Source organism: Pseudomonas sp. SID14000 (genome assembly GCF_002165135.1).
GTDB lineage: Bacteria > Pseudomonadota > Gammaproteobacteria > Pseudomonadales > Pseudomonadaceae > Aquipseudomonas.
Genome location: NZ_NFZQ01000006.1, coordinates 324,285 through 345,341, shown reverse-complemented (window position 1 = coordinate 345,341; position 21,057 = coordinate 324,285). Strand labels below are relative to the sequence as shown.

The window sequence follows — 21,057 nt, the reverse complement described above, 5'->3', positions numbered from 1 at the left end:
GCCTGACGGTGTCGGCCTATCAGCATCAACTGCGCGACCTGATGCCCGCCGAGCAGCTGGAACACATGAAACCGGCACAAGGGCCCGAACAGGAACGCGTACCGGCGTGCTACAAACTGGATGCCGAACAGCTGAGCGTGCAAAGCCGCGATTTCCATCACCGTAACCTGGTGGCCATGTTGCTGAACAAGACGCTGGAAAGCCTGTACCCGGCGGATGCCCCTTCACCGGAACTGGCCGAGTTCCGGCTTGGCACCGAGCGCCGCGGCCCCGCCCTGTCGCCGTCCGAGTCACGTTTTCAGGCCCTCACCCACAAAGACTACTCCCCCAACGGCGCCCGTCTGGCACAGCGCCTCGACCTCGCCAAGTACCGGCGCTTCCTCACCGAGCGTGATGAACTCGAACGCCGGATCATCGCGTTGCGCAACCAGGCCTTGCAAGCCAGCCACGATCATGACGCCTGGCTCGGAACCGCCGAACCCGAGCACGTCGATAACCCCTACAGCCTGGCCGCCGCCTTGGCTTGTTACGACCGTGACGAAGCCATTTCCGCCCGTGGCCTGGAAATCGCTTTGGCGCTGCTGATTCAGCCGATGGGCCAGCCGGCGCCCGGCACCGAAGAACTGGACCCGCGGCTCAAACGCCTTGAGCAGTGGCTGGACCAGCACGACAGCCCGCTGTACACCGCCCTGGCGCCGTTCAACCCGTTCAAGGACAAGGCAGATTCGATCGGCAGCCTGTTCGGCGCCAGTGACAACGTGATCCAAGGGTTGGCTGGCCGTTTTCCGGCGATGGCTGACATTACCGATCTCACTGCCCAGTCGGTCAACACCGTCGTGCTCAAGCGCCTGCGTGGGCAGACCCGCTGGGATGCCAGTCATGGCCTGCGTCAGCAGGTGCTGTTGGCGGCGCGCGAAGCCAATGCCGAGAAAGCGCTGGGACTGCTGGCAGCGCGTTACCAGATCACCGAGCAGGCCATCCGGGACAATCCCTTTAGCCAGGAGGTGGAGAAGTACCTGAAGAACGGTATGGCACAGGTTGAAGAGATGAAAGAGCTACGCATCTCGGGAAGCCGGACTGTGTCAATCGAGCTGACCACCACCGCGCGAGCTAAACCCAACTTTCTCGGGTTACTCACGTCGGGCGGCGGCGGTGGGTTGAACGCGGGGATGCTGTGGTTCAACGTGATCTCGCTCAAGACCGCCTACAACAGCATGCAGCAGAGCGGTGCACCGGAATACACCATGGGGTTCGCTTCATCGATTTTCGGGGTGATTGGTGCTGCCTCGGCGACATTAGTCAGCGTGCGGGCAACGCAAAAGGCCGTCATGCTGAGGTTGAGCTCAACGGCGCCTGGCATGGCCTTTGGCAACGGGATTATAAAATTCTTAAGCAGTAACTTGTTTGCGCGTTTAGCAGGATATCCTGCAATAGTATTTAGTCTGCTCTCTGATGGATCCAAGGGGTTTCGCCAGTTCAACAACGGTGACTCTACTGCCAGTAAATACACAATTGCTGGCGGATTAACCATGGCTATTGGCTCTGCTGTCGTCCTTGAAGCCGGACTTGCTGTTGCGGGTGCTACATCGGTTGTGCCCTTCGCCGGATGGGCCGCAGCTGCCCTTGTTCTCGTAGGAACAGCCATCATTGCAGGAGGCCTCTACCTCCATGCCAAGGCACATGAGCGACTTCACAGCCCAATTGAGTTTTGGGCTGCACGTAGCGTCTTCGGTAATCGCAACAACGATGGGGAGGCGCGCCCTGAGATCACCTTGAACTATGAAAAGAAACTTCCTGCTTTCACCTCGCTACAAGCAGAAATCAAAGCTTGGCATAGTGAGCATTACGGACCGAAACTATTATCCGCCGAGCAGGCCCAATCACTCGGTATAACTAAAGTCGACACCAGATGGCATCATAACAATCACTGGTCTCCGCCAAGCTGGACAGCTATCACTCGCAACGAAGTAGCCACACCTCAACCAACCGTTGAGTTCACAGTGCTGCTGCCTGGCTTCGTGCTTGGAGTAAGTGAATGGTCAGGAAGCTTGAGCACCCTCCGTAACGACCAAGGGATGGACGTTTTTCCAATCGCCCCGACCGGCCACATTGCAGGTGCTGGCTTAGTTCTGCATTTCGAGAGCACGTTAGGCACCCAAAATCATGTCTCACTGCATCTAGCCTATAACGCCAATCAAGGGTTGGATGAGGACAATGAGATCCTGTCAATTTTCCGTCTTGAGCGCTGATCATGGCAACCATCTGGATATTCAATTCAACGTCAGATTCCGGGCATGAACCTGCCATTGGCGGGCAGCTGGTAAAAGTATCAAAAAATACCTTATGCCTACGAAATCCATGGGTAACAGATTCCGTATTCATGGGGAAATTATACTGCGCAATGACGATCACACTACTGATTGGTTTTTACTCCTACCTCTTCCCAAGCATCCCAGACCTATACACCGAAGACACTGTATTGCTGTTATTGTTTTTAACAGCACCCTTCATATTCACTCCTTTTCTGATCTATCGAATCTACTTCATAAAAGGCCTATCAAGTTTCTGCCTCAACCGCGCAACCCAAAAAATCTACTACCAGCGCTTGAGTAAGGTATTAGTTTTTGAATGGAGCAACACGGGAGGTGGAATTTTCAAACGCACCGAATACGGCGGCTCATCCTTCAGCACCAGCTATGCCCTCGCCTTCGCCCCTCGCGGAGAGGACGGCAGCCTTCACCAAAAGGATTGCCTCTGGGTCGACAGCAACGAACCCACCGAACCCGGCGTCAAGCACGTCGCCGAAGTCTGGGAATACCTCCGCCACTTCATGGACCACGGCCCGGACAAACTTCCTCCACCTGGCGAACCCAACTGGTGGCACAAGCCGCTTCACGCCATCTGCCTGACCCCGGCAGAAGCCTGGCGCCACTACGCCCCCTGGCGAACCGGCGAACCCGGTGAAATGCAGGGCAAGAAGAACTGGCAACTGCCGTTCTGGGCCGTGCTGTTCCCTTACAACCTGACCGTCGCCATCTGCTGGTACTTCATCTGCAAACTCTTCAATGTCCGTGCAGCGCCACCACCGGCCGAGGCCTTCGAAGGAGCGCCTGCTAACCCCGAATGATCACCACCTCAAGGTATTCACTCGGCACCACCAATGAGGCAGAGCCCCCCACATTGTTTTCATTCAGCAACTGGGTCAGATCTCGCTCCAGCGCCCCGGCCGCCTCCGGCTCCAGCGAGGCAAACGCCTTGTGCACCGGCCCGTACCAGGTACGGAACACCTCGATGAAATGCGCCGCCGAGCGATAGCGGAAGTTGAAGTGCTGGCGGCTGACATTCAGCTCTCCAAGCGCTCCCTCGAACAGCACGCGCAGTTGTTCCTCGTCGCCCCAGCGCGAGGGAGGCAAGGCCCCGGCTGGCGGCGGCACGTGCCTCCCGAGAGTCTTGAACATCTGTCCGACGAACCCTTGCGGTGTCCAGTTGGCCAGGCCGATCCGGCCACCGGGCCGGCACACCCGGCTCAGTTCGCGCGCGGCCTGGGCCTGGTCGGGAGCGAACATCACGCCGAAGGTGGACAGCACGGCATCGTAGGTTCCATCGGCAAACGGCAGCGCTTCGGCATCGGCGGTCTGGAACACCACATTGAGGTGCTCGGCCCGCGCACGTTCTTCACCGCGCTTGAGCAGTTCGGGCACATAGTCGGTGGAGGTGACGCGGCAGCCGCGCCGGGCAGCAGCCAGGGTGGCATTGCCGTTGCCGGCGGCGACATCCAGCACCTGCTCGTCCCAGCGCAGGTCACAGGCCTCGGCCAGGCGCTCGCCGACCAGTTGCAGGGTGGTGCCGATTACCGCGTAGTCACCGCTGGCCCATGCGGCTTGCTGGCGGGCTTTGAGGGCATTGGTATCCAAAGGGGTGCTCATGGTCTGCGCCTTCTTGTTGTGCGCGGCCGAGGTCCTTCTGGCGGTCAACGCGCCATGGATTGAGGGGATGGGAGCAAAACGCTACGCGCCTGGCGGGCGAAGCGGCAAGAAATAATAAGCGGTGAAGCAAGATCGATTTGGTGTAAACACCAGAAATGAAAGGCATATGAGCTCTATTGGCTCATGCTACCCCTGTGGGAGCGGCCTTGTGTCGCGAAAGGGCCGCACAGCGGCCCCAGCAATATTCGCATCACCGCAGTAACCCTGGGGCTGCTACGCAGCCCTTTCGCGACACAAGGCCGCTCCCACAAGGCCTTGCGTTCTGCGAAGGAAAGAATACCTGTCAGATATCAGACGAACCTGGCCCGGGCCGCATGCAGCTTCTTGTAGCTCTCGATCAGGCGCAGATGGCGGTCGAGGCCTTCGAGCTTCATGCTGGTCGGGGTCAGCCCATGGAAGCGTACGCTGCCGTCCACCGAACCCAGCACCGCATCCATGCGTATGTCACCGAACATGCGCCGGAAGTTGGCTTCGTAGTCTTCCATTTCCAGTTCGTCGTCCAGCAGCACCTCCAGCACCACGTTCAGCGCCTGGTAGAACAGGCCGCGTTCGACGGTGTTGTCGTTGAACTGCAGGAACGCCTCGACCAGTTCCTTGGCATCCTCGAAACGCTGCACCGCCAGGCAGATCAGCAGCTTCAGCTCAAGAATGGTCAGCTGGCCCCACACCGTGTTCTCATCGAACTCCACGCCAATCAGCGTGGTGATGGTGGTGTAGTCATCCACATCACAGTTGTCCAGGCGCTTGAGCAGCAGCTTGAGGGAACGGTTGTCCAGGCTGTGCAGGTTGAGAATGTCGGCGCGGAACGACAAGGCGCGGTTGGTGTTGTCCCAGATCAGGTCCTCGACCGGATAGATCTCCGAGTAGCCCGGCACCAGGATACGGCAGGCGGTGGCGCCAAGGTTGTCGTACACCGCCATGTACACTTCCTTGCCCAGGTCTTCGAGGATGCCGAACAGGGTCGCGGCCTCCTGCACGTTGGAATCCTCGCCGTGGCCGGAAAAGTCCCACTCGACGAACTCGAAGTCGGCCTTGGCGCTGAAGAAACGCCACGACACCACGCCGCTGGAATCGATGAAATGCTCGACGAAGTTGTTCGGCTCGGTCAGCGCGTGGCTTTCGAAGGTCGGTTGCGGCAGGTCGTTCAAGCCTTCGAAGCTGCGGCCCTGCAGCAGTTCGGTGAGGCTGCGCTCCAGCGCCACTTCCAGGCTCGGGTGGGCGCCGAACGAGGCGAACACGCCGCCGGTGCGTGGGTTCATCAGGGTCACGCACATCACCGGGAACTCGCCACCTAGCGACGCATCCTTGACCAGCACCGGGAAGCCCTGCTCTTCCAGGCCCTGGATGCCGGCGACGATGGCCGGGTACTTGGCCAGAACCTCTTGCGGCACATCCGGCAGGCACAGCTCGCCTTCGAGGATTTCGCGCTTCACGGCGCGCTCGAAGATCTCCGACAGGCACTGCACCTGTGCCTCGGCCAGGGTGTTACCGGCGCTCATGCCGTTGCTTAGGAACAGGTTCTCGATCAGGTTGGACGGGAAGTACACCACCTGCTGGTCGGACTGGCGCACGAACGGCAGCGAGCAGATGCCGCGCGCGGTGTTGCCCGAGTTGGTGTCGTACAGGTGCGAGCCGCGCAGCTCGCCGTCCGGGTTGTAGATTGCCAGGCAGTGCTCGTCGAGGATCTCGACCGGCAGCGCATCACGTGGGCCGGGCTTGAACCACTGCTCGTTCGGGTAGTGCACGAACGGCGCGTTGGCCAGGTCCTCACCCCAGAACTGGTCGTTATAGAAGAAGTTGCAGTTCAACCGCTCGATGAACTCGCCCAGCGCCGAGGCCAGCGCGGCTTCCTTGGTTGCACCCTTGCCGTTGGTAAAGCACATCGGCGACTGGGCGTCACGTACGTGCAGCGACCACACGTTGGGCACGATGTTGCGCCACGAGGCGATCTCGATCTTCATGCCCAGCCCGGCGAGGATGCCCGACATGTTGGCAATGGTCTGCTCCAGCGGCAGGTCCTTGCCGGGGATGTAGGTGCTGGTGTCAGCCACCGGCATCAGCAGGCCCTGGGCATCGGCATCGAGGTTGTCGACCACTTCGATCACGAACTCGGGGCCGGTCTGCACCACCTTCTTGACGGTGCAACGGTCGATAGAGCGCAGGATGCCCTGGCGGTCCTTCTCGGAAATGTCCTCGGGCAGCTCGACCTGGATCTTGAAGATCTGGTTGTAACGGTTTTCCGGGTCGACGATGTTGTTCTGCGACAGGCGAATGTTTTCGGTAGGGATGTCGCGAGTCTGGCAGTACAGCTTGACGAAGTAAGCCGCGCACAAGGCCGAAGACGCCAGGAAATAGTCGAACGGCCCCGGGGCCGAGCCATCCCCCTTGTAGCGGATCGGTTGGTCGGCGATCACCGTGAAGTCGTCGAACTTGGCTTCGAGACGGAGATTGTCGAGAAAATTGACCTTGATTTCCATGCGGGATTACCGTGATTTAAGCGTGCAAAACGAAATTGGCCGGCATTATCCGGGTTTTCACGCCGGAAGTCCTGCTTGCGTGCCCAGCTTGCGCATTCCACCGAATTGCTTGCCTGATCCTCTGAACCTGCCCCCGCCAGCAGACCCTCGGTCACCTCGCTGTGCTAGCGTTTCTGCACTGGGGAGCACCGTATTCCCCGATCAGAAAAAGCCAAACGACAACAACCGTTGACGGGCAGGTGAACCATGGAACTACGCATCAACCAGAAGACCTACCAGGTCGAGGCAGACGCCGATACGCCCTTGCTGTGGGTAATCCGCGATGACCTGGGGCTTACCGGCACCAAATATGGCTGCGGCCTGGCCCAGTGCGGCGCCTGCTCGGTGCTGGTGGACGGCAACGTGGTACGCGCCTGCGTCACCCCGGTGGCCGGGGTGGTCGGGCGCGAGGTGACCACCATCGAGGCGATCGAGGCCGATGCGGTCGGCAAACGGGTGGTCGCGGCCTGGGTCGAGCATCAGGTGGCACAGTGCGGCTACTGCCAGTCCGGCCAGGTGATGGCGGCCACGGCACTGCTCAAGCACACGCCCAAGCCCAGCGACGCGCAGATTGAGGCAGCCATGGTCAACCTGTGCCGCTGCGGCACCTACAACGCCATCCATGCCGCCGTGCATGAACTGGCACAAGGGGAGAAGGCCTGATGAACACACCAGTCGATACCCCCGCCGAGCTGCTCAAGCTGCAGCAGGGCGAAACGGTCAACCTGTCGCGCCGACGCTTTCTTGCTGGTACGGCTGTCGGTGCCCTGGTGCTTGGTTTCGGCCTGCCCATGGGGTCGGCCCGCGTGCAGGCAGCGGCCGCAGCAACCCCGGAGCGCGGGACCCAGGTGCCGGCGTTTCTGGAGATCCGCCCAGACGGCAAAGTGCGCCTGCTCAGCCCATTCATGGAAGGCGGGCAAGGCCCCTTCACCGCCATGGCACAGATCGTGGGTGAAGAGCTGGACGTAGACCCGGCCAATTTCGTGGTCGACAGCGCGCCGCCCGGAGAAGCCTATGTGGTGATGGAAAACGGCATGCGCATTACCGGTGGCAGCATGTCGGTGCGCATGAGCTACCCGACCATGCGTCGCCTGGGCGCCCTCGCCCGGGCCATGCTGCTGCAGGCGGGCGCCGAGCAACTAGGCGTGCCTGTCGAAGAACTCTCCACCACGCCAGGTCACGTGGTACATACCACGACTGGCCGTTCCATCCCCTATGGTGAACTGGCCGGGCGCGCCATGGACCTGCCGGTGCCAGACCCAGCCAGCGTCAAGCTGCGCGATCCCAGCCAGTTTCGCTGGATCGGCAAGCCGGTACGTCGCCTGGATGCCTACGACAAGTCCACCGGCAAGGCCGTATACGGCATCGATATCAAGGTCGACGGCATGCTCCACGCTGCCGTGCAGCACGCACCACGCCTGGGCATGACCGTCGGCAGCCTGCGCAACGAAGACCAGGTCAAGGCCATGAAAGGCGTGCATTCGGTGCATCAGCTGCCGGGTGCCGTAGCCGTGGTTGCCGAACGCTGGTGGCACGCCAAGCGCGCGGTCGAAGCCATCCAGGTGGACTGGCAGGAGCCCGCGGCCGACAGCCCGGTACGGCCGATGCCGGCCGATTTCTCCAGCGATGGCTGGCGCGAGCACCTTGCCACGGTCACGGGCCCGGCCCGCGACGACGAAAACCAGGGCGATGTGGCCGGCATGCTGGCCAGTGCCAAGACCCGGGTCGAGGCAACCTACCACAACCAGTACCTCAACCACGCCCAGCTTGAGCCGCCGTCTGCACTGGCGCGCTTCAACCCGGATGGCACCCTGGAAGTGTGGCTGCCTAACCAGGCCCCGGACATGTTCCGGGACGACATCGCCAAACGCACCGGCCTGCCCCCGGAGCAGATCACCCTGCATTCGCCGTTGCTGGGCGGTTTCTTTGGTCGCCACTTCCTGTACGACTCGGCCAACCCCTACCCGCAGGCCATTGCCTTGGCCAAGGCGGTCGGCCGGCCGGTGAAACTCATCTGGAGCCGCGAAGAAGAATTCCTCCGTGATGTGCTGCGCCCGGTCGCCGTGGTGAAGTTCCGCGCCGGGCTGGATGCCGACGGCTTGCCGGTGGCCCTCGAAGCCGTGAGCGCCACCGAAGGCCCGACCGAAGCCATCGCTGGCAAGCAAGGCGAAAAACTCGACCCGACCGCGCTCGAAGGCTTGTCGGGCAAGGCCTACGCCATCGCCAACAAGCGCATCGCGCAGATCTACGTAAAAGGCCCTGCCATGCTCGGCTACTGGCGCTCGGTGGGCAACTCGCTGAACGATTTCTTCTATGAGTCGTTCCTCGACGAACTGGCCGACAAAGGCGGCAAGGACCCGTTCGAACTGCGCCTGCACCTGCTGCGCGACAATCCGCGCCTGACCAACCTGTTGCAGGCCGTCGCCGAGCTTTCCGGCGGCTGGAAGCGCGGGCCGTTCACCGCCGAGGATGGCAGCAAGCGGGCGCGCGGCGTGGCCATGGCCTCGCCGTTCGGCTCGGAAGCAGCGGTCATTGCCGAGGTGTCGATCGAGAACGGCCAGGTCAAGGTGCACGACATCTGGCAGGCCATCGACCCGGGCAGCATCGTCAACCCGGCGATCATCGAACACCAGGTCAACGGTGCCGTAGCTCTGGGCCTGTCGCAGACGCTGCTGGAGGAAGCGGTGTACGTGGAGGGCAAGCCGCGCGCACGCAACTACGACCTGTACCCGATCCTGCCGCCGTCGCGCATGGCCAGGGTGCATATGCGCATTGTCGAAAGCGGGGCGAAGATGGGCGGAATCGGAGAACCACCGTTGCCCGCGGTGGCACCGGCAGTGGTCAACGCAGTCGCGCAGCTCATTGGCCAGCGCGCACGCAGCCTTCCATTGAGCAGCCATACCTTCAGCTGAGCACACAAGGACGCCCCATGACCCATCGTTTCGCAAGAACCGCTGGCTGGCTGGCGCTGCCGTGCCTGGTCGCAGCAGGCCTGCTGGCCTGGTACGTCACCCGCGAGCCCGCCTCGCCATTTGCCGACGCGCAAGCCACGGCCGCCGACCCGGCACTGGTCAGCCGTGGCGAGTACGTGGCCCGGCTCAGCGACTGCGTGGCCTGCCACAGCCTGCCGGACGGCAAACCGTTCGCCGGCGGGCTGGAAATGGCCACCCCGCTGGGGGCGATCCACGCCACCAACATTACCCCCGACCGCGACACCGGCATCGGTCACTACAGCCTGGCCGACTTCGATCGCGCCGTACGCCAGGGCGTCGCGCCCGGTGGCCGGCGGCTTTACCCGGCCATGCCCTACCCGTCCTACGCCAAGCTCAGCGATGACGATGTAAAGGCGCTGTACGCCTTCTTCATGCACAGCGTGCGACCTGTGCAGCAGGCCAACCTGACCAGCGACATTCCCTGGCCACTGAACCTGCGGTGGCCCATCGCCTTGTGGAACGGCCTGTTCGCCGCCACCACGCCATACACCGGTCAGGCCGGGCAGGATGCGCAGTGGAACCGCGGCGCCTACATCGTCCAGGGCCCCGGCCACTGCGGCAGTTGCCATACCCCGCGCGGCCTGGCCTTCAACGAAAAGGCCCTGGATGACAGCGGCAAGCCGTTCCTCGCTGGCGCACTGCTCGATGGCTGGTATGCACCTAGCCTGCGTGCCGACCCCAACACCGGGCTGGGGCGCTGGAGCGAGGCGGAAATAACGCAGTTCCTGAGGACCGGGCGCAATCGGCACGCGGTGGTATTTGGCTCGATGACCGAGGCCTTCAACAACTCCACGCAGTTCATGAGCGACGAGGACCTGGCCGCCATCGCCCACTACCTGAAGTCGCTGCCCGGGGACCCGCAACGCGACGGCGCGTCGTGGCAGTACCAGGCCGAATCGGCGGCAGCGCGGCTCGATCGCCCTGGGGCACATACCTATGTAACCCGCTGTGCGTCGTGCCACGGCCTGGACGGCAAGGGCCAGGCCGAATGGATGCCACCCTTGGCCGGCGCTACCTCGGCACTGGCCAAGGAAGACGCCTCGGCGATCAATATCACCCTCAATGGTTCGCAGCGGGTGGTGACGGACGGGTTGCCCGATGCCTATCGCATGCCGGCCTTCCGTGAGCAATTGAGCGACCAGGAAATCGCTGATGTGCTGGGTTTCGTGCGCAGTGCCTGGGGGAACAATGGCGGTGCAGTGAACGCGCAGGCGGTGGGCAAGTTGCGTGGGCATACCGACCCGGCCAGCAGTAGCCCGATCATTTTGCACATGCGATGAAATTTGGTGGCTGTACTGGCCTCTTCGCGGGTGAACCCGCTCCCACAGGTACTGCACAGGCACTGATGACTAGTGCAAATCCTGTGGGAGCGGGCAAGCCCGCGAAGAGGCCGGAACTGCCACCCTTGAACATCAGGTTTAACGGAGTCCCCATGGAAAGCATCGACCTGCTCGTCCTGCGCACCACCCGAGACTGGCTCGCCGCCGGCCACCGCGTCCTGCTCGCCACGGTGGCTCGCACCTGGGGCTCTTCCCCCCGCCCAGTGGGCTCGATGATGGCCCTGCGCAGCGACGGCCGTGTGGTCGGCAGTGTTTCTGGCGGCTGCATCGAAGACGACCTCATCCACCGCTACACCAGCGCCTACGGCGGCCCCGGCATGCCCGGCGGCCTGCCCCAGGTGGTGCGCTATGGTGTCAGCGCCGACGAGGCCCACCGCTTCGGCCTGCCCTGTGGCGGTACCCTCGAACTGGTGCTGGAATTCACCCCGTCGTTGCAAAACCTCGAGCAACTGCTGGCCGGCCTCGACAGCGGCAGCCTGGTACGCCGTGAGCTCGACCTGCGCAGCGGCAAAGCCGGCCTCACCGCCACCACCACGCCCGAACTGTTCAGCTTCGATGGCCAGCACATGCTCAGCACCCTCGGCCCCGGCTACCGTCTGCTGCTGATCGGTGCCGGCGCGCTGGCCGAATACCTGGCGACCATGGCCCTGTTCAATGGCTTCAACGTTTCACTGTGCGACCCGCGCCCCGAGTACACGGCAGGCTGGCACGTTGCCGGCGTCAACCGCCTGGCCGGCATGCCGGACGACGTGGTCCGCGCCTTCGCCCCGGACCTGCGCAGCGCCATCGTCGCCGTCAGCCACGACCCCAAGCTGGATGACCTGGCCCTGCTCGAAGCCCTGCACAGCCCGGCGTTCTACATCGGTGCCATCGGCTCAAGGCGCAACAGCCAGCTTCGTCGCGAGCGGCTGATCGAGCACTTCGGCGAAAGCGAAGCGTCGTTGCAGCGCCTGCACGGCCCTATCGGCATTTATATCGGTAGCAAGACCCCGGCCGAGATCGCCGTCAGCGTCATGGCCGAAATCCTCGCGGCGAAGAACAATGTCAGCCTGCCCGGCGCGGTCAGCGTGACCCGGGCCAAGGAAGCCGAGCAGCTGGCGCGGGCCCTGTAGGAGCGCATACCAGGCTGCTATTTATTGCCAACGCTCCAGGTTTTGCTGCAACAACTGCTCCGGCAGCGCCCCGGCAACGATCTTTTCCATCTCCCTCGCCAGCGCCTCACGCAGTTGTGGCTGGTTGCAGGGCGAGTAATGGGACAGTGCCAGATACAGCCCTTCACTGGATATCGGTGGCTCCAGCACCTGTACAGTACCGGCAATCCCCAGGGTGCGCGCCAGCGCCATGCCGGGGTACTGCTCGTACACCACGTAATCGCTGCGCTTGTGCATCAACTTCTCGAACGCCTGCCTGGCACCGGGTACCGCTTCGAGGGTGAGGTTGGCCCTGGCGTAGTCGTCGAACTGCTGGCCGTGGCTGTTGTTGACCAGCGTGCCGCCTTTTCGGCCCTTCAGATCGGCCCATTGCTGGTAGGCAAAGGCATTGTCCTGACGCACCCAGACCACGCTGGGCGTATGCAGGAATGGCGGGGCAATGAAATCCATTTGTTGCTGGCGGGCCTTGGTCAGGAAATACCCGGCCATCAGGTCGATCCGTCCCGTGCGCACTTCTTCCTGGGCGCGCGACCACGGCCCGCCGTAGACCACCTCGATTTCCAGCCCCAACTGCTTGCCCAGGTACTTGAGCAGGTCGGCATTGGCACCGATCAGTTGCTGGGGGTTTTGTGGGTCGCGCCACAGATAGGGGGGGTATTCCGGGTTGCCGGTGGCGGTTAGCCGCCGGCACTCCTCAAGCGCTGCCGCCGCCGACGGCAGCAGCAACAGGCACGGCAACAGCAGCAAAGCGTGGCGAAAGCAGCGCTCCATTATCGACAACCCTCGGCACATGTAACATCCGCAGACCCGGAGCGGTGGCCAAAGACTGCCACATCCTGTGGTCGACTGCAGCATCCATCTGTGCGTGCTGTAGACAGTCTGGACCATGTACGGCCATCAGGTTGGCCTTTTATCGGCCAGAAGAAGCGGCCCTCGTATTTCAGGCCCCTTGCCGGCGCATCGCCAGGATCGCCGCGCCAAAACCGATGAAGGTCGTGCCCACTACCCGGCTCACCCAGCGCGACAGCGACGGCCGGCTCAGCACGCCCTTGGCCCGCGCCGCAAGCGCGGCATACAGGCTCAGCGAAACCAGCGACAAGGCCACGAATATCCCGGTCAGGATCAGGAACTGCGGTAGCAAGGCCGCCCCTTGGTCGATGAATTGCGGGAACAGCGCGGTGAAGAACATCGTCGCCTTGGGGTTGGTCACCGCCGTAAGGAAGGCCGACTTGTATAGCTTCAGCCGCGTGGGCCGGACCTTGGCCACACCCTCTACGGTGCCCTGCGCCAGCATCGGGCTCTTTTTCAGCAATTGCCGCGCCCCCAGATAGAACAGGTAGCCCGCCCCCAGGATCTTCACGGCATTGAACAGCATTTCGGAACTGGCCAGTAACGCCCCCAGCCCCAGCATGGCGGCAGCCGACAGACAGAACAGGCCCGAGCCATTGCCCAGCGACGACCAGATAGCGCTGCGCTGGCCATGGGCCAGGCTGTTGTTGATGGCCATCAGGGTGGCAGGGCCGGGGCTGGCGATCGCGATTGCAGCGACCAGGGTAAAAGCAAACAGCGAGTGAGTATCCATTTTCAGGCTCGTCAGACAATCAGGAGAGGCCGCGTGCAGGGCACGCAGGTTCAGTCGGCATTCTGCCGCTTGGCCACCTTCTTGGCGATAGCCTTCATCCGCGTTGCCGCCCGCTGCACGGTGGCCATCTTCTCGGGACGCTTCATGCCCCGCCATTTGCGGATTTCGTCACGGGTGCGGCCGCAGCTCACGCACAAATCACTGTTGAGCTGGCACAGCGATACGCAAGGGTTGTCGATGTCTTTGGCCATGCCGCCACTCAGCCGGGCATTTCTGCCCGTGCACGCTCGGCGGCGCCGTGGAACACCTGGCGTACTTCCTCGGCCTTGACCTTGGTAACCGACCTGGCAGCCAGTAGCTCGTCGACCACGCGCAAGCCCTGCTCCAGTGCGGTGGCCAGTTGTTCGCGGTCGGAGGCGTCAGCGATATCACCCAGATAAGGAGCGATGAGGTACACGTAACGGTCCTGCAGCTTGAGCGCTTCCAGCGCGTCGAGGGCTTTCTGGAACCGATCGGCAGCGGCAGGGCTCATGCTCAATTTATCGAAATGAATCAGGCTCACACGGTCAGTGGCCATTTTGACGAATCTCCGTTTCCTGGTGCGGCCAGGCCCACAAGCAGCAGCGCTTCTACGGTGCTCGGATGTGCAGGCCCGGGGAATGCCCATCAGGGTACCAGAACGCGAGGCAGAAAGGGCCATCGCCCCCGGAACTAAAAGTATTTGGCAGGTCGCGTAATGGACGCCCCGGGGCGTTATCGGGACAGGAACCGCCGTTTCCTGCGCAGGATAATCGCGCCAGCAATCTCCTCGCCGGGGCAGTCATCGAACTCGGTAGCCCACACAACAACAAGCCTGCACCTGCAGGTAAGCCAGAAAGGGGCCTCATCATTCATGGCAAAGGAACACATCACCGAAACGCTCGACCTTGGCGTGACGGACCCCTCGAAAACCGCAGAAGCACGCCAGGACCGGCATTTCGAGGGCAAGCTCGACTGGATCGTCTTTGGCTTCACCAGCCTCCTGGCAATCGCTTTCGTCCTCTGGGGCTTCCTCAACCAGGCCAGCCTCGCCAGCCGCGCCTCCAGCGCGCAATCCTGGGTCATTCTCAACTTCGGCTGGTTCTTCGTGCTTACCTCCACCCTGTTCGTGGTGTTTGTGCTGTGGCTGGCCGCCAGCCGTTACGGGCGGGTCCCGCTGGGCCGTGATGGCGAACAGCCAGAATTCCGCACGGTGTCCTGGGTGGCGATGATGTTCAGCGCCGGCATGGGCATCGGCCTGATGTTCTTCGGCGTGGCCGAGCCGCTATCGCACTATGTGTCGCCACCGCCTGGGTCGACCACCGGGCAGTCCAGCGAAGCGGTGCAGGTGGCCATGGCCACCACACTGTTCCACTGGACTCTGCATCCCTGGGCCATGTACGCCATCGTCGGCCTGGTGATTGCCTACGGCACCTTCCGCCGCGGTCGCTCGCAGCTGATTTCCGCCGCCTTCCGGCCGTTGATCGGCAAGCACGCCAACGGCCCGCTCGGCCGTCTGATCGACATGATGGCGATCTTCGCCACGCTGTTCGGCTCGGCTGCCTCACTGGGCCTCGGCGCGCTGCAGATCGCCGGTGGCCTGGAATACAACGGCTGGATCGAAAGCCCCGGCAAGCTGTTCTACATCTCGATCATCACCTTGCTGACCATTGCCTTCGTCACCTCGGCGGTATCGGGCATCGGCAAGGGAATCCAGTGGCTATCCAACACCAACATGGTGCTGGCACTGGTGCTGGCGTTATTCGTGTTCATGGTCGGCCCGACACTGCTGATGCTCAACCTGCTGCCGACCTCGATCGGCATCTACGTCAAGATGCTGCCGGAAATGATGGCTCGCACCAACGCCAGCGGCGGTGAGCAGATGAACAACTGGCTGGCCGGCTGGACCGTGTTCTACTGGGCCTGGTGGATTTCCTGGACGCCGTTCGTGGGCATGTTCATCGCCCGCATCAGCCGCGGCCGAACCATCCGTCAGTTCGTCACCGGGGTGCTGCTGGTACCGAGCCTGGTCAGCCTGGTGTGGTTCACCATTTTTGGCGGCGCGGGTATCGACGCCCTGCGCGAAGGCGCCTTCCAGCTGGCCAATGGTGCGGTCAACAGCAACCACGCGCTGTACCAGCTGCTGGACAGCTACCCACTGGCGTCGGCGACTTCAGTGCTGGTGATGGTTCTGGTGGGTATCTTCTTCGTTTCCGGTGCCGACGCGGCGTCACTGGTGATGGGCACGCTATCGGAGCACGGCACCACCACGCCATCACGGCGCACGGTGATCTTCTGGGGCGCGCTGACCGGTACGGTGGCGGCAATCATGCTGGCGATCGGCGACCCGCGCGCCCCCGGCGAGGCGCTGACAGGCCTGCAGAACCTGACTATCGTCGTGGCCCTGCCATTCGTGGTGGTGATGGTGCTGCTGTGCCTGGCGCTGTACCGCGACCTGCGCAAGGACCCGATGATGCTGCGCCACCTGCGAGGCAACGAGCTGATCGAAAAGGCCGTGCTGTATGGCGCGGTGAAGCATGGCGAAGAGTTCTACATCGTGGTGCAGGAAAAGAAGGCTTCGGCCAAGGTGGCGGCGGCAGAGGCCGAAGTGACCGGCAACTGATCGGGCCAATCAGAGGAAGCCGGGGCCGCTTTGCGGCCCATCGCTGGCAAGCCCCACAGGTACGGCACAGAAGGTGGCAATTGTGTGCGTCCCCTGAAAACGGACTGGCATCAGCCCTTCAACGCTGCCTCGATTTTCGCCACCTCGATCTTGCCCATCTGCATCATGGCGTCGAATGCCCGCTTGGCCGCCGCCCGATCGGGGTGGCTGATGGCTTCGATGAGGATACGCGGGGTGATCTGCCACGAAATCCCCCATTTGTCCTTGCACCAACCGCAGACGCTGGCCTCGCCGCCGTTGCCGACAATGGCATCCCACAAGCGGTCGGTCTCGGCCTGGTCCTCGGTACTGACCTGGAACGAAAAAGCCTCGCAGTGCGTGAAGGCCTTGCCGCCATTGAGCCCCACGCAGGGAATACCCATCACGCTGAACTCCACGGTAATCACGTCACCTTGCTTGCCGGATGGATAATCACCGGGTGCCTGGTGTACGGCAATCACTCTGCTGTCAGGGAAGATGCTGGCGTAAAAATTGGCAGCCTCCTCGGCATCGTTGTCGTACCAGAGGCAGATAGTGTTCTTGGCAGTCATGGTCTTGCTCCATGAAAGAGTGTGAACCTCTGAGTCTAGTACGGTGTCACCGCTTGGAGCCATGCAACATCCTGCAGACATTTCCGATATCAGGTAGTGAACCTGCTGACAAAAAAACGGTCTTTCGCTGACGGTCAACTCACCGACCGGTTCATCGGCCCAGTCACCGGGCCTACTTTTTTCCTGTTTCCGCGAAGACCCGACATGCCCGATTCCCGCCCGATTGCTTTCGCCCTCACTGCCCTGCACGGCGGCCTGATCGCCGCCTTGGTGACCCTTGCCGCCCCCGTGCACGCCGAAGAGCCTGCCAGCGATGCACGCTGGGTCAGCGACAGCCTGAGCACCTACGTACGCAGCGGCCCGACCGATGGCCACCGCATCGTTGGTACGCTCAAGTCCGGGCAGAAGCTGACCCTGATTGGCAGCCAGGGTAACTACAGCCAGGTGCGCGGGCAGAACGGCGATGTGGTGTGGATTCTCAGCAACGATCTGCAGTCGGTGCCAGGCCAGGGCGAGCGCCTGCCGCAGCTCGATGCCCAGGTCGCGGACCTGACCGGGCAATTGAAGAACATCGACGACAGCTGGAAGAACCGCGTGCAGGGCATGCAGGAAACTCTCGATTCACGCAAGAAGCTGATCGACGAACTTGAAGCACGCAACAAGGCGCTGAATGAACAGCTCGACCAGAGCCAGTCGGAGCTGCGCGATACCCAGGCACGCCTGGGGGACGAGAACAAGCAGGTGATGATGCGCTACATGGTGTATGGCGGCAGCATTGCCGGCGCGGGCTTGCTGGCGGGGCTGATCCTGCCGTCGCTGACCCGTGGGCGCAGGAAGAACGATCGCTGGTTCTGAAGACGGCGCCAGCCTGCGCTGGCCTCTTCGCGGGTAAACCCGCTCCCACAGTAACCACGCTGGCCTTGAGCCTGTTGGAGATACTGTAGGAGCGGGTTTACCCGCGAAGAGGCCAGCAAGGGCTTACTTGCTACGTGCCTTGTTGTAGATAGTCTTGGCTTGGTCCGCCGAGGCCTGACACTGAGTCATATCTCCCTTGCTCTGAGCATCCTTGGCATTTTGCAAGTGAACTTTGAAGTCATGGGCCATACCGCCATGCATTGCCTGGCCACTGGCCTTGTCGAAATCCTCAAGCTCCTTGATCTTGGCCGCACAGTTGCTCGCAGGGTCTGCGTGTGCGGCAAAACTGAGGACCGAGGCAATCACCAGCAAGGGTATGCATTTCGTGGATTTCATGGAGCGTTCTCCTGGAAAACCTTGGGGTCGTCGAGGTACATGAGGCCTGACGCAGCCAGAAGCATAGTTGCCCAATACCTGCAGCGTACCGTTTCAGCCCAACGGCAGGCCGGCTTGCGCACACAGGAAATCGATGAACACCCGCACCCGTAACGGCATGTGCCGGGCCTGAGGGTAGATCAGCGTGAATGGCCGCGAGGTCCCGCCAAACTCAGCGAGCACTTCTACCAGTTCGCCATTGGCCAGTGCGTCCTGCACGGTAAAGCGATAAGCCTGCATCAGCCCGCCGCCATGGCGCACCAGCGTAGCGGTAGCCAGGAAATCGCCCAGGCAAGTGAACGCTCCCTGGGTTTCGATCTCCACCTGCTGGCCATCCTGGCGAAAACTCCACGGTGGGCGGCGGCCACTGCTGGGTATTTCGAACTGGATGCACTCATGTTGCAGCAAATCCTGCGGTGTTTGTGGCGTGCCGGCACGGGCCAGGTAGGCCGGCGTGGCCACCACTACCAGTTCGGCATCTTCCAGGCGGCGCGCCACCAGCCGTGAATCGGCCGGCTCGCGGCCACGAATGGCCAGGTCGAACGGTTCCTCGGCGAAATCGACGTTGCGGTTGCTGACATGCACATCCACCTGCACCTTCGGGTAGCGCTGACGAAAACGCGGCAGCAGCGGCAACAGGCGGTGGTGGGCATAGGGCGTGGGGGCACTGATGCGCAGGCGGCCGCTTGGCTCGACCTGCCCACCCGTGACCTGGCGCTCGGCCTCGACCAGTTGCCCCAGCGCCTGCCGGCATTGCTGGTAATAGGCTTGGCCCGCTGCGGACAGGCGCATCTGCCGGGTAGTGCGGACGAACAGACGCACGCCCAGGCGCTCTTCCAGGCGCGCCACGCTGCGGCTGACTGCCGCCGGTGTAACGCCGGCCTCCGTGGCCGCGGCAGTGAAGCTGCCGCTGTCGGCGGCCAGACAGAACAGCTCCAGACTGCCCAGTTGCAGATCATCGAAATGGCGGGTCATGACAGCTCGATTAATTACATGATGTATCGATTGAAATGCGCTTTACCTCATTTTTCAAGTGTTAGTTGCAACCTACAGTGGCTCCACACCGAGCCCATGGCTCACTTCACTGGAGATCATGTACATGAACACACCAAGTACCGTCATCATCACCGGGGCCTCCAGCGGCCTGGGTTTTGCCCTGGCAGAGGCCTTCCTCGAACGCGGCGACAACGTGGTCGGCAATGCCCGCAGCCAGGCCCGCCTGGAGCAAGCCGCCGCCCGCCTCGGTAACCCTTCGCGCTTCATCGGCGTAGCTGGCGATATCGCCGAACCGGATACAGCGCAGCGCCTGTTCGCCAGTGCTGTACAAACCTTTGGCGGAGTCGACCTGCTGATCAACAACGCCGGCATCTTCATTGCCAAGCCGTTTGCCGAGTACAGCGAAGCGGATGTCGATGCCCTGGTCGGCACCAACCTCAAGGGATTCTTCTACCCGGCCCAGGAAGCGGCGCGAATCATGGCCCGGCAGGGGCATGGGCAGATCATCGCCATCACCGCCTCCATCGCCTTGCAACCGGACACCCGCGTGCCGGCCCTGCTGCCGGTACTGGTCAAGGGCGGCCTGAACCAGGCGGTGAAAGGCCTGGCGCTGGAAATGGCAGCCAGCGGCGTGCAGGTGAATGCCGTGGCACCGGGAATCATCGATACGCCACTGCATGGCGGCAATGTGCAGGGGCTGGGCGCACTGTCACCCAGTGGCCGCACCGGCTCGCCGCAGGATGTTGTGGATGCGGTGTTGTACCTGGCCGACTCACGCTTCGTCAGCGGCGTGATCCTGCCGGTGGATGGCGGTAGCACCGCTGGCACCTGGCATTGAAGAGGAGCTGCAATCATGCCTTATGTTCATATTCGCGTGACCGATGAAGGGGTTAGCGCCGAGCACAAGCGCCAGCTGATCGAACAGACGACCCGCATGCTGCAGCAGGTGCTGGGCAAGCCGCCGGCCAGTACCTTTGTGGTGATCGAGGAGGTGCCGACCGATAACTGGGGGGTCGGCGGAGAAACAGTGACCGCTGTGCGGGCCCGAGAGCGGGGTTGAAACCTGGGGCCGCTGTTCGGCCCCTACTGGCGCAACCGCTCCAACGCCTGCAACACATACCCCGTGGCTCGCTCCCGGCAGGCAATGCCCAATTGCCGCCACAACCCCGGCCGCAGTGGCCGTCGGGCAATGCGCCGGTCCAGCTCCGCTGCCTCCCCCTCCTGCGGCAACAACGTCGCCCCATACCCGGCCCCGACCAGGCTCTTGATCGCATCGTTGTAGTTCAGCTCGATTCGCGGCTCTGGGTACAACCCCGCTGCCGCGAACCACTCGCCGGTCACCCGCGACAGCTGGGTGCTGCTGTCGTTGAGGATCAACGCCCGCTGCGCCAGCCAGGCCGGCGTGACACTGGCCGGCGGCTGCCAGTCGGCCGGCACGTAGGCCAGGATCGGGTCGCGCCGCCAGGGGGTGACCGCAAGTCCTTTGCCGGCCACCTGCGGCAAGGCCACCAGGCCGATATCCAGCGTACCCTCGCGCAAACGTGCAAGCGAAGCCTGAGAGGTCAGCACCTGTACCTGCACATCGATCCCCGGGTGCACCGTACGCAGGTGCTCCAGCGCCTGCGGCAGCAGGTGGGCGATTGCACCGGTGGAAGCGCCCAGGCGCACCCGACCAGTCAGGCCCTCAACCTGCCGACGCACTTCATCCAGCGCCAGGTCGGCGTCGGCCAGCAGGCGGCGGGCACGGGCCAGCAGGGTTTCGCCAATGACCGTGGGCCGCACCTGGCCGCGGGTGCGGGTAAGCAACGAGGCGCCGATGCGCGCCTCCAGCTCGGCCACGTGCAGGCTGATGGTGGGCGGTGCCAGGTTGAGCTGGCGGGCGGCTTCGGCAAAGGAGCCCAGGTCTGAAATGACCACCAGGGTGCGGAGGCGATCGAGGCTGATTTCGCGCATGGGCCAACTCGTTCAGGAA

Annotated in this window: 20 protein-coding genes; 10 read left to right on the top strand and 10 right to left on the bottom strand. The window is 62.8% G+C overall.

Annotated features, from left to right (window positions below; genetic code table 11):
• Nucleotides 1–2,249, top strand: a 2,249-nt coding sequence (locus CAY82_RS11860; protein ID WP_087501375.1) for a T6SS effector BTH_I2691 family protein, incomplete at its 5' end; no start/stop codon positions are given.
• A 2-nt stretch (nt 2,250–2,251) separates the two neighbouring features.
• A complete protein-coding gene (locus CAY82_RS11855; RefSeq protein WP_087501364.1) occupies nt 2,252–3,127 on the top strand; it encodes a hypothetical protein in 876 nt (291 codons plus the stop codon).
• Here CAY82_RS11855 and CAY82_RS11850 read toward each other — a convergent pair.
• Together CAY82_RS11850 and CAY82_RS11845 are read right to left on the bottom strand one after the other, a co-directional pair.
• A complete protein-coding gene (locus CAY82_RS11850) occupies nt 3,114–3,926 on the bottom strand; it encodes a class I SAM-dependent methyltransferase (RefSeq protein ID WP_087501363.1) in 813 nt (270 codons plus the stop codon). The two genes, CAY82_RS11855 and CAY82_RS11850, sit on opposite strands and share 14 nt — an antisense overlap.
• A gap of 350 nt (nt 3,927–4,276) precedes the next feature.
• Nucleotides 4,277–6,463: an OsmC domain/YcaO domain-containing protein gene (locus CAY82_RS11845; RefSeq protein WP_087501362.1), complete on the bottom strand. Its 2,187-nt coding sequence runs from the start codon at nt 6,461–6,463 to the stop codon at nt 4,277–4,279.
• Nucleotides 6,464–6,709: 246 nt separating this feature from the next.
• Between CAY82_RS11845 and CAY82_RS11840 the strand changes: the two genes are divergently transcribed.
• From CAY82_RS11840 to CAY82_RS11825, 4 genes are all read left to right on the top strand, one after another.
• Complete coding sequence (locus CAY82_RS11840; RefSeq protein ID WP_003259224.1) at nt 6,710–7,165, top strand: (2Fe-2S)-binding protein; 456 nt, start codon at nt 6,710–6,712, stop codon at nt 7,163–7,165.
• The gene (locus tag CAY82_RS11835) at nt 7,165–9,414 is read left to right on the top strand and encodes a molybdopterin cofactor-binding domain-containing protein (protein WP_087501361.1); all 2,250 of its coding nucleotides are present in this window, start codon (nt 7,165–7,167) and stop codon (nt 9,412–9,414) included. Before CAY82_RS11840 ends, CAY82_RS11835 begins: the two co-directional genes overlap by 1 nt.
• A 17-nt stretch (nt 9,415–9,431) precedes the next feature.
• Nucleotides 9,432–10,775 (top strand): cytochrome c, encoded by a 1,344-nt coding sequence (locus CAY82_RS11830; RefSeq protein WP_087501360.1) that lies wholly within the window; start codon nt 9,432–9,434, stop codon nt 10,773–10,775.
• A gap of 152 nt (nt 10,776–10,927) precedes the next feature.
• The gene (locus tag CAY82_RS11825) at nt 10,928–11,947 is read left to right on the top strand and encodes an XdhC family protein (protein ID WP_087501359.1); all 1,020 of its coding nucleotides are present in this window, start codon (nt 10,928–10,930) and stop codon (nt 11,945–11,947) included.
• Between the two features lie 21 nt (nt 11,948–11,968).
• Here CAY82_RS11825 and CAY82_RS11820 read toward each other — a convergent pair whose 3' ends face one another.
• From CAY82_RS11820 to CAY82_RS11805, 4 genes are all read right to left on the bottom strand, one after another.
• Entirely contained in the window at nt 11,969–12,760 is a 792-nt protein-coding gene (locus CAY82_RS11820; RefSeq protein WP_087501374.1) for an ABC transporter substrate-binding protein, read from the bottom strand.
• Between the two features lie 166 nt (nt 12,761–12,926).
• A complete protein-coding gene (locus tag CAY82_RS11815) occupies nt 12,927–13,568 on the bottom strand; it encodes a LysE family translocator (RefSeq protein ID WP_087501358.1) in 642 nt (213 codons plus the stop codon).
• Between the two features lie 50 nt (nt 13,569–13,618).
• Nucleotides 13,619–13,819, bottom strand: a complete 201-nt coding sequence (locus tag CAY82_RS11810) for a DUF1289 domain-containing protein (protein ID WP_087501357.1) — start codon at nt 13,817–13,819, stop codon at nt 13,619–13,621.
• A gap of 8 nt (nt 13,820–13,827) precedes the next feature.
• Nucleotides 13,828–14,145 carry a hypothetical protein gene (locus tag CAY82_RS11805; RefSeq protein WP_087501356.1) on the bottom strand — a complete coding sequence of 106 codons (318 nt, stop codon included), beginning with the start codon at nt 14,143–14,145 and terminating at the stop codon, nt 13,828–13,830.
• 315 nt (nt 14,146–14,460) lie between these two features.
• On the opposite strand from CAY82_RS11805, the gene CAY82_RS11800 reads away from it, so the two are divergent.
• Complete coding sequence (locus CAY82_RS11800) at nt 14,461–16,209, top strand: BCCT family transporter (RefSeq protein WP_087501355.1); 1,749 nt, start codon at nt 14,461–14,463, stop codon at nt 16,207–16,209.
• Nucleotides 16,210–16,319: 110 nt separating this feature from the next.
• Here CAY82_RS11800 and CAY82_RS11795 read toward each other — a convergent pair whose 3' ends face one another.
• The gene (locus CAY82_RS11795; protein ID WP_087501354.1) at nt 16,320–16,799 is read right to left on the bottom strand and encodes a VOC family protein; all 480 of its coding nucleotides are present in this window, start codon (nt 16,797–16,799) and stop codon (nt 16,320–16,322) included.
• Between the two features lie 204 nt (nt 16,800–17,003).
• On the opposite strand from CAY82_RS11795, the gene CAY82_RS11790 reads away from it, so the two are divergent.
• Entirely contained in the window at nt 17,004–17,654 is a 651-nt protein-coding gene (locus CAY82_RS11790) for a TIGR04211 family SH3 domain-containing protein (protein ID WP_087501353.1), read from the top strand.
• A gap of 123 nt (nt 17,655–17,777) precedes the next feature.
• On the opposite strand, the gene CAY82_RS11785 is transcribed toward CAY82_RS11790, so the two are convergent.
• Together CAY82_RS11785 and CAY82_RS11780 are read right to left on the bottom strand one after the other, a co-directional pair.
• Nucleotides 17,778–18,050 (bottom strand): hypothetical protein, encoded by a 273-nt coding sequence (locus tag CAY82_RS11785; RefSeq protein ID WP_087501352.1) that lies wholly within the window; start codon nt 18,048–18,050, stop codon nt 17,778–17,780.
• A gap of 93 nt (nt 18,051–18,143) precedes the next feature.
• Nucleotides 18,144–19,064: a LysR family transcriptional regulator gene (locus CAY82_RS11780; protein ID WP_087501351.1), complete on the bottom strand. Its 921-nt coding sequence runs from the start codon at nt 19,062–19,064 to the stop codon at nt 18,144–18,146.
• A gap of 124 nt (nt 19,065–19,188) precedes the next feature.
• On the opposite strand from CAY82_RS11780, the gene CAY82_RS11775 reads away from it, so the two are divergent.
• A complete protein-coding gene (locus CAY82_RS11775; protein WP_087501350.1) occupies nt 19,189–19,923 on the top strand; it encodes an SDR family NAD(P)-dependent oxidoreductase in 735 nt (244 codons plus the stop codon).
• A gap of 15 nt (nt 19,924–19,938) precedes the next feature.
• The gene (locus CAY82_RS11770) at nt 19,939–20,145 is read left to right on the top strand and encodes a 4-oxalocrotonate tautomerase family protein (protein WP_061551649.1); all 207 of its coding nucleotides are present in this window, start codon (nt 19,939–19,941) and stop codon (nt 20,143–20,145) included.
• A 23-nt stretch (nt 20,146–20,168) separates the two neighbouring features.
• Here CAY82_RS11770 and CAY82_RS11765 read toward each other — a convergent pair whose 3' ends face one another.
• Entirely contained in the window at nt 20,169–21,038 is an 870-nt protein-coding gene (locus CAY82_RS11765) for a LysR family transcriptional regulator (protein WP_087501349.1), read from the bottom strand.
• Nucleotides 21,039–21,057: the final 19 nt, after the last annotated feature.